We start from the raw sequence: 7,934 nt of genomic DNA on the forward strand, positions 1-7,934 counted from the left end.
CGGCCGCCAAGGGCCGGCCGTCGCGGAAGAAGAGGGTGTCGAGCGGAAAGAGATCGAAAGATTTCATGATGGATGGACTAGTCACGCCGATCCGCTAAAAAGGCGGCGGTAAGGAATGGTCCCAAGAAGTCGTTCAGGCACCGCTTCTCCTCCACACAGCAGTGGAGGTAATTGGATGCACCGGCCAGGAACTGCTCCTTCTCCTGGGAATCCCACCCCTTCAGGGACTGACGCTCGGTTACAAACTCCAGATCGGCCGAGCAGAAAGAACAGATCAGGTCAAGGCGGCTTTGCCACTCCTGCGCCGACTCATATCGGCGAAGCAGATCAGCGAGCACGTAGGGGAACCGACCGGAAAGCTTTTCCTCTTCTGTCAGTGAAATGGTCTCGTGGACCAGTTCGATTGCTCGGCAATCCCACTTCGCTCCCCATTCGAGGATTTCGCCCGAACGCTTGAAAAGGCTTACCGAAAAAGCCGACTTGCCATAGCCGGAAGAGCTTTTCGCGCGCTTCTCCGCCGCCCGGGCTGCCTCGACCAGATTCTGGAGCGGACTGTGCATATGCCCGATGGCGATTCCCGCGGAGATGTCGGCCCGCTTACCCGGCACGAGCATGTTGTAGCCTCGCGGGAAACGGCCTTCCCGTTCCCAGCCGTGCCAATTCCCGTCGATGCCCACGAAGCCCCACTGCGCCTCCGGAGACTCGAGCACTCCGGGGAACTCTCTGTACAGCTTGGGATCTCCCCGGAAGGCGCACCGGAGGGTCGAGGCACAGAGCAAGCCGTTCGCGGCGGGAAGGATTGCCAGCACGTCGTCACCGCCAGCGTAGATCAATTGACCTTGGAACAGTTTCACGACGGGACTCGCGAGATAAAGGGCGAAGTTGGCGAGAGCGGTGCTCAGCTCGAGGTGAAAGCTCGGCGTGAGGAGGCGAGGGTGATCCAGAAGCCCGCGCAGCGCCTCCGGGTCGTTCGCGGCGCCATGCTCCTTTGCAAAATAGTCGACAGCCTCCCTCGATAGCTGGTCGCGAAGCTCGGGTGTCTTTGCGCCACTCAGCCATTGGCCCATCGAATCCCCATCGAGGGCCAGAACCGCGACATACCGTCCCGGCGCGCCCGCTTCCCTGCGGAACTTCATGAGCTCCCCAAGGGCATTTTCTAAACCGGGGGATTCTTTTCCGGCTTCCTGTCGTTCTCGGATCTCCCGGCGCAGCTCCAAATCCTGAAACAGAGCGGGGGTCACCCGCTCGATCCATTGGGGACGGCTCTCGGCTTGCGCATACTGCTGGTAGTCGCAATCGAGCTCCCCTTCAGCACGATCCAGCGCCTTCCCGAATGCGTCGAGCCCATTCGCAAGGCTCTCCCGGCCTTCGTTCTCCAACTCCTTTTTGAGCTTTTCGACCCAGTCTGCGGCGGCCACAGCGGGCACCGAATCGAAGAGAAAGTGGCGAGAGGGTTCGCATTCGAGTTTATTCTTGTTGAGTTTATTCTTCAAATAGGCATCGTGCCAGACCCGCTTGATCAGGTTCATCACCCCCAAGCTTTCGCTTCGTGGAAAGAGATGATGCGGGATTGTGACCAAGCTCGCCTGCCACTCCTCACTCCCGATTGATTCCTCCTTGCCAGAAAGGACGTCCTTGACCGCTCCATAACGCTCCCGCAGGTCTTGGGGAGTCCCCCAAAATGGGAAATCCCTCGTGTTCCGCCGGGCGGCGAGGAGAAAATCGGCCATCGCATAATGGGCCGACCAGCAGAAGCCGACATTTTCCACAACGGGGAGGCCTTCTCGATCGAAGACGATATTCGATCGCCAATCTCTTCCGTCCCGCCAGCTCTGGTGGCGATAGTTCCGGGGATCGAGATCCTCTGCGGAGATCCCCTTGCGGGCGGCATCGTAGGCCTGCTGCAAAGCCAACCCGCAGCCCTCCTTGCCCGCCGGAAGGCGTTTGAAATCGGATAGCGCCTGCTTCAGGTCCAGCTCCCACGGCCAAATCTGCCAGTGAAGGGAAAGGAACTGGTCGACCTGCTGCCTCCATCGGGCTGCGGCGGTCCCATCGAGGCCTTTCCCTTTCTCTGCGAACCAATCGAGGCACGCCTGGGAAATCTCTTCGAGAGTCTTCCGGATCTCCGTTCCGGCCGCCTCCGCCAGGAGAGGGGCCTTGCCCGCCGGGACGACGGCCAAGAAGCGGTTCGGCAGGTTCGGAGTGAGAATCTGATCACAGGAAATGCGGAGATCCTCCCAGAGACTCCCATCTGCATCGACCCGATCATAGAGCTCCTCTTTGTGGAGAAAGTCGAAGAGGGGCTGGCCGCGTAAGGCGGGAAAGAGAATCGCATCGGGACCGACCCGGTCGGTGATCGCCTTGAGGCCGTTGGCCACGAGGTAGGAGAGAAGATAGCTCCCGCTCCACAGATCTCGGGTCGACCTCGCTTGTGCGATGAATTCTTGAACGGGACCGATCTGCATCAGGAGGAATGCCGGCGTGAAGGAGCGCAGCTCCCCCTCCGGCCCTTCCTCGCTGACTTCGACGCATCCTTGCAGGGCGCTCGTAATGGCGCAGTGGGTCCAAACCGTGTGATCGGGTACCCGGGTATCAGCCGGAAGAAAGGCAAGCCCAGGATGGGCCTCCGCCGCAAAGGAGGGCCAGAGCCGCCAGTGGAGAAAGAAGTTGGCCCAATCCCTCCCTACCCGTTTCGGAAAGCCGTCAAACGCGCGATCCACCACTCGATCGATTGCATAGTGGACCGGTTGGCAGGCCCCGACTTTTTCTTCGGCGCTGATTGGATCGATCGGATCGCCGAAGACGAGTCGCCCGTCCCCAAGCGGATGAAGGAACGGGGAGTCGGAATCGCCACGGAACTCGGCTCGCAGGACGGAGGGCTTCGGGAAGAGGATCCGATCTGCTGCAGCGGCGACATGATCGCAAATCCTATCGAAGAACCATCGAATCTGCCCAGGGTCGAAACCCGAAGCGCGGATGATCGCTTCCGCAATCTCCCCGTGCTGCTGGATGTTGAAGGGCTTGGTCGGCGGATCGTGTAACTGCGCCAAGAGCTTCCGCTGCCAGAAATTCATGACGCAAATTATTAGGCGCTTTTGCAAACATTGCCAAGGAAGAGACGTCAGCGGACGTCAAAAAGACATGGACTCCCGGGAGCGGAGACCCCGGCTTTCTCGGACGAGCCGGAGGGCGTCTTCCTCGCTTTTCCGCTGCTCGCGATCGGGGTCTATCCTTGATGCAGGGCTCTGTCACTCTTCTGGATCGAGCAGGTGTTGATCCCGAAGAGGGACCAGACCGGGCAATAGCCGGAGAGGCCCGTGAGGAGAGGAACCAGACCGACCAAACCCCACCATTTCGCTGCGCCGTGGAGCACGACCGGTAGGCCCACGAGGAGCAAGAGCCCCGCGATGACTCGGATCGTGCGTTCGGTTTTCCCTTCATTGACATGCATAGGCCATCCTTCCTTTGCGAAAGCATACTCCCAATATCGGATCCCGGCCACTCCGGGCTTCCACGAAGGGATCGAGGCGAAAGATCCCGCTCTCTGCAAAGGCGGGGCAAGGGCGAGAGCAAAGTGGAGGGCCTGCGAGTTTTCCCTTGTCGGAAATGACCTCGGGAGAGTAAGCACAAGCGTTCCGCTCTTCGAGCCGCAGGGAAAGCCTCCGCGCCTCGGTGTAAGGAGAAAAACGTCTTATGCCTTTCGACCTTCAGGGATTGGTGCGATCCCGCATGGGAGAGAATTACTCCCTCCACCAAAAGCACCTCAACAGCACTCTCGTCCGGGTGCAGCAGATCATCGGCTTCGACAAGATCTACGCGCGGGCGAAGGGAGCCTATCTCTACGATCGGGAAGACAACGAATATCTCGACTTTTTGAGCGGCTTCGGCGTCTTCGCGATCGGCAGGAACCATCCGGTTCCCCAAAAGGCGATCCGCGACGTCCTCGACATGGACCTCCCCAACATGGTCCAGATGGATTCCGCGCTGTTGAGCGGCCTCTTGGCGGAAGCGCTCGTCAAGCGCTTCGCGGCCGAAGGGCTCCCTCACCTCGACTCCGTTTTCCTCTGCAATAGCGGGACCGAAGCCATTGAGGGGGCGATCAAGTTCGCGCGCGCCGGAACGGGACGGCCCCGGCTCCTTTCGCTCCAGAACTCCTTTCACGGCCTCTCGATGGGATCGCTCTCCCTCACGGGGAATCCCTTCTTCCATGAGGGATTCGGCCCCTTCCTGCCGGGCTGCCAGACCGTCCCCTCGGGCAACCTGGCCGTGCTGGAGGAGGAGCTGCGGAAGCGGGACGTGGCGGCGCTGGTCATCGAGGCGGTGCAGGGGAAGGGGATCCAGTTCCCCAGAGACGATTATTTCGTCCAAGCCCAAGCCCTTTGCAGGCGCTACGGAACGCTGCTGGTCTGCGACGAGGTTCAATCGGGACTCGGAAGAACCGGGAGGTGGTTTGCTTTCGAACATTGGGGGCTCGAACCCGACATCGTGACGCTGGCCAAGGCGCTCTCCGGGGGCTATGTCCCCTGCGGGGCCTTCGTCACCCGCCGGTCGATCTATCAGAAGGTCTTTAACCGGCTCGACCGCTGCATCGTCCATTCGTCTACCTTCGGCCGGAACAATCTGGCTTGCGCCTGCGGACTGGCCACCCTCTCGGTCCTCGAGGAGGAGAAGCTGGTGGAAAACGCCGCGAAGATGGGGGAGCGGCTCGAGGAGGGGCTCCTAGCCCTTCAAAAGAAGCACGAAATCGTGAAGGAGGTGCGGGTCAAGGGGCTTATGATGGCCGTCGAATTTGCGGAGCCCAAGTCCCTCAGGCTCAAGTTGGCTTGGAAGACGGTCCACGCCCTCGACTCGGGGCTCTTCCCCCAGCTCGTGGTTTCCCAACTCATGGCGAATCATCGGATCCTGACGCAGGTCGCCGCCAACAACGCCGATGTGATCAAGGCCCTGCCTCCGCTGATCGTCGGGCCGAAGGAGATCGACTATTTCCTGGCCTCGTTGGATTCGGTCCTTCACGAGCTGCGGAAGTTCCCCGGGCCGTTGTGGGATATGGGGACCAACTTCTTCAAGGCGATGCGCAACGGAGCCGAGCAGCCGCTCTCGGCCTAAGTCTCTAAAGCCCGAGCCGTGCCTCTTCTTCGGGGCTGAGCGCAAGCTCGCCGGCGGGGTTTCGGCCCAAGGAGCGGCGATACCAGAAGTAGAGGAGCTGCTGCGCATAGCCTCCCCAAGGCCCGAAATAGGAAGCGGCGAATTCGGCGAGCTTCCGAGACGGCAGCTTCTTTCTCTTGGGAAAGTAGAGCTTGCGCAAGAGCCTCTCCATCCAGACGTCGATGGGAAAGGAGTCGTACCTGCCGAGTCCGAAAAGCAGGACGCAATCCGCGATCTTCTCCCCGACTCCGGGGAGCTCGCAGAGGTGCCCGCGCGCTTCGCGGGTGGGCTCCCTCTGCAATCGGGAAAAGAAGTCGGGATCGCCGGCGAGACGGCGCGCCGCTGCTTGCAGGGAGCGCGCTCGAAAGCCGAGCCGGCAGGAAAGAAGCTCTTCCCTGCTGGCGGAAGCGAGCGCTTCCGGAGTCGGAAAGGTAAAAAGCGCCCGACCGGCGATGGGGATCCCCCATGTAGCCCGCAACTTCCAGGTGATCCGCCGGATCTCCGGAATCGGCTTCACCGGGGAGCAGAGGAAGCTCGCCAGCGTCTCCCAGGGATCCTGCGCCAGGATGCGAACGCCTCGACCCGCCGCTCGCGCAAGGGAGAGTTGCGGATCGGAGGGAAGCTCTTCCGCGATCCGCTCCCAATCGACGCAGAGAGCGAAATAGTCGAGCAGGCTTTGGCGATCTCCCCCGAGACCTTTCAAGGCGTAGCCGTCCCCTTCGGGAAGGATTCGATAGGCTGCGCTCCCGACGACTCCGACCCAGGAGCCGTCTCCGAGTCGGCCCCACGAGAAGGTCTGCCCGCAGGAGAGCGAGCGCTCGCAATCGATCTGCCTGCCGGAGATCCTCCCAAGGCTCTCCCAGTCAGGGCCGCCGGCCTCGGGAGGGGTTCCGGGCGTTTTCTCGATTGGGTCGAGGCGGGTTTTCGACATATTCTTTGCTATCCGATAGTAAGGGGAAACGATGGAATTTCGCGATTACTACAAGATCCTGGGCGTGCCGAGAAGTGCCTCCGCGGAGGAGATTCGCTCCTCTTTCCGAAAGTTGGCGCGGCAATATCATCCCGACGTCGCCAAGGACAAGAAGAAGGCCGAAGAGAAATTTCGCGAAATCAACGAAGCCTACGAGGTCCTGGGAGATCCGGAGAAGCGGAAGCGTTACGACCAGCTCGGCTCGGCTTGGCAAGAGGGCCAGGAGTTTCAACCGCCCCCCCAGTGGAGGACGGGAGCCCGATGGACCCAGACTCCGGAGGAGTTCGGCTTCCACGTCGGAGGAACGGGCTTCAGCGACTTTTTCGAGGCATTCTTCTCGGACGGGGGGCCTTTCGGATCTCTCTTCGGACAGCGCCATCCCTCGGGGATGGGTGCGCCGCGCGCGGGGGCCGACGTGGAGGCGGACTTGGCCATCACCCTCGAGGAAGCGCTGCAAGGGACCTCGAAGGAAATCACCCTGCGCCGACAGGAACCCGGAGGCGGGGTGCGGACGCAGAGCTATCATGTCTCGATCCCGCCCGGAGTTCGGGAAGGGCAACGGATCCGGCTCGCCGGCCAAGGGCAACCAGCTCCCCCCGGCGGTCGGCCGGGAGACCTCTTTCTGCGGATTCGATATGCCAGACATCCCTACTTCCGCGTGGAAGGAAGCGATCTTTTCTACGAGCTCGAACTGCCGCCCTGGTCGGCCGCCCTCGGGACCCAGGTCGAGATCCCGTCGCTCACCGGCCGGGTCCGCCTGCGGATTCCTCCAGGATCGAGCTCGGGCCAAAAGTTCCGGCTCGCCGGCCAAGGGCTCCCGCGAAAACAAGGGAGCCGAGGGGATCTCTACGTGACGCTGGCGATCCGGATGCCGAAGGCGGCGACTCCACAGGAGCGGGAGCTCTGGGAACGGCTTGCCCGTGCTTCGCATCCCGGGGCAAACAAAGCGGGCTGACCCGCCCGAGCAGGAAAAGGATCTATGTCGTCATCCGAACCAGATTCTCGGCCCTCGGCCGCCCTGATTCTCTATCGAAGCTCTCCGCCGAGATATTCGGTCGCATCCCTGGCCGAGCTCGCCAGGGTCCATCCGGAGATGATTCTCTGCTATTGGAGGCTCGGTCTCCTTTCCGGCGAAACAGAAGGGCCGCAGGCTCCCCTTTTCGATGACGATGCGCTCTTTCTCCTCAAGAGGCTCGAGCAGCTCCGAAAAGATTATGGTCTCTCCGTGCGGGCACTCCGCCTCCTAGCCGACGCCTTGCGCTCCCAGGAAGAATGAACGAGCGAATCGACGGGTGCGACAAGGGGCAGACGCCCCTTGCGGCGCTCCTACGAACCCTCTTGGCTCAAGGGGGTCCCATTCCATTTTGGCGCTTCATGGAGCTCGCCCTCTACCACCCCCGCTTCGGGTATTATGCCCGATCCCCTTCCGATCGGATCGGCCGAAGGGGAGACTACTACACCGGCCCGAGTTCCGGGCCCGCCTTCGGCCGGCTCTTTTCGGAAACGGTGGCCGAGGCTTGGGCTCTTCTGGGACGACCGGAGAGCTTCGATCTCTGGGAGCAAGGGGCGGGAGCGGGGTGGCTCGCCTGCGACTTGGTCGGCTCGCTTCGACGCCGGGAGCCTCGTCTCGCGGAACGGATCCGCTACACGATCGTCGAGCCAAGAGCCCGGTCTCGTCAGGAGCAGGAAGCGCGGGTGCACGCGGCGGGCCTTTCCGATCACTTCCGCTGGATCCGCTCTTGGGGCGAGAGAGAAAAGCTCGCCGGCGTCTTTTTTTCCAACGAGCTGGTGGATAGCTTCCCGGTCCACCGGCTCGTCC

Annotated in this window: 7 protein-coding genes; 4 read left to right on the plus strand and 3 right to left on the minus strand. The window is 61.8% G+C overall.

Annotation, left to right across the window (positions count from 1 at the left end; translation table 11 throughout):
• Nucleotides 1-77: 77 nt before the first annotated feature.
• Both cas10 and FN369_RS08895 read right to left on the minus strand, forming a co-directional pair.
• The gene (gene cas10 / locus FN369_RS08890) at nt 78-3,074 is read right to left on the minus strand and encodes a type III-B CRISPR-associated protein Cas10/Cmr2 (RefSeq protein ID WP_142525802.1); all 2,997 of its coding nucleotides are present in this window, start codon (nt 3,072-3,074) and stop codon (nt 78-80) included.
• Between the two features lie 152 nt (nt 3,075-3,226).
• Nucleotides 3,227-3,451, minus strand: a complete 225-nt coding sequence (locus tag FN369_RS08895) for a YgaP family membrane protein (RefSeq protein ID WP_142525803.1) — start codon at nt 3,449-3,451, stop codon at nt 3,227-3,229.
• A gap of 242 nt (nt 3,452-3,693) precedes the next feature.
• On the opposite strand from FN369_RS08895, the gene FN369_RS08900 reads away from it, so the two are divergent.
• A complete protein-coding gene (locus tag FN369_RS08900) occupies nt 3,694-5,106 on the plus strand; it encodes an aspartate aminotransferase family protein (RefSeq protein ID WP_142525804.1) in 1,413 nt (470 codons plus the stop codon).
• 4 nt (nt 5,107-5,110) lie between these two features.
• Here FN369_RS08900 and FN369_RS08905 read toward each other — a convergent pair whose 3' ends face one another.
• On the minus strand, nt 5,111-6,076 hold the full coding sequence (locus FN369_RS08905) for a DNA-3-methyladenine glycosylase family protein (protein WP_142525805.1): 966 nt from the start codon (nt 6,074-6,076) through the stop codon (nt 5,111-5,113).
• Nucleotides 6,077-6,107: 31 nt separating this feature from the next.
• On the opposite strand from FN369_RS08905, the gene FN369_RS08910 reads away from it, so the two are divergent.
• From FN369_RS08910 to FN369_RS08920, 3 genes are all read left to right on the plus strand, one after another.
• The gene (locus FN369_RS08910; protein ID WP_142525806.1) at nt 6,108-7,070 is read left to right on the plus strand and encodes a DnaJ C-terminal domain-containing protein; all 963 of its coding nucleotides are present in this window, start codon (nt 6,108-6,110) and stop codon (nt 7,068-7,070) included.
• 24 nt (nt 7,071-7,094) lie between these two features.
• Nucleotides 7,095-7,391 (plus strand): MerR family transcriptional regulator, encoded by a 297-nt coding sequence (locus FN369_RS08915; protein ID WP_142525807.1) that lies wholly within the window; start codon nt 7,095-7,097, stop codon nt 7,389-7,391.
• Nucleotides 7,388-7,934, plus strand: a 547-nt coding sequence (locus FN369_RS08920) for an SAM-dependent methyltransferase (protein ID WP_178087775.1), incomplete at its 3' end; no start/stop codon positions are given. The genes FN369_RS08915 and FN369_RS08920, both read left to right, overlap by 4 nt.

This window comes from Methylacidimicrobium cyclopophantes, from assembly GCF_902143385.2.
Taxonomy (GTDB): domain Bacteria; phylum Verrucomicrobiota; class Verrucomicrobiia; order Methylacidiphilales; family Methylacidiphilaceae; genus Methylacidimicrobium; species Methylacidimicrobium cyclopophantes.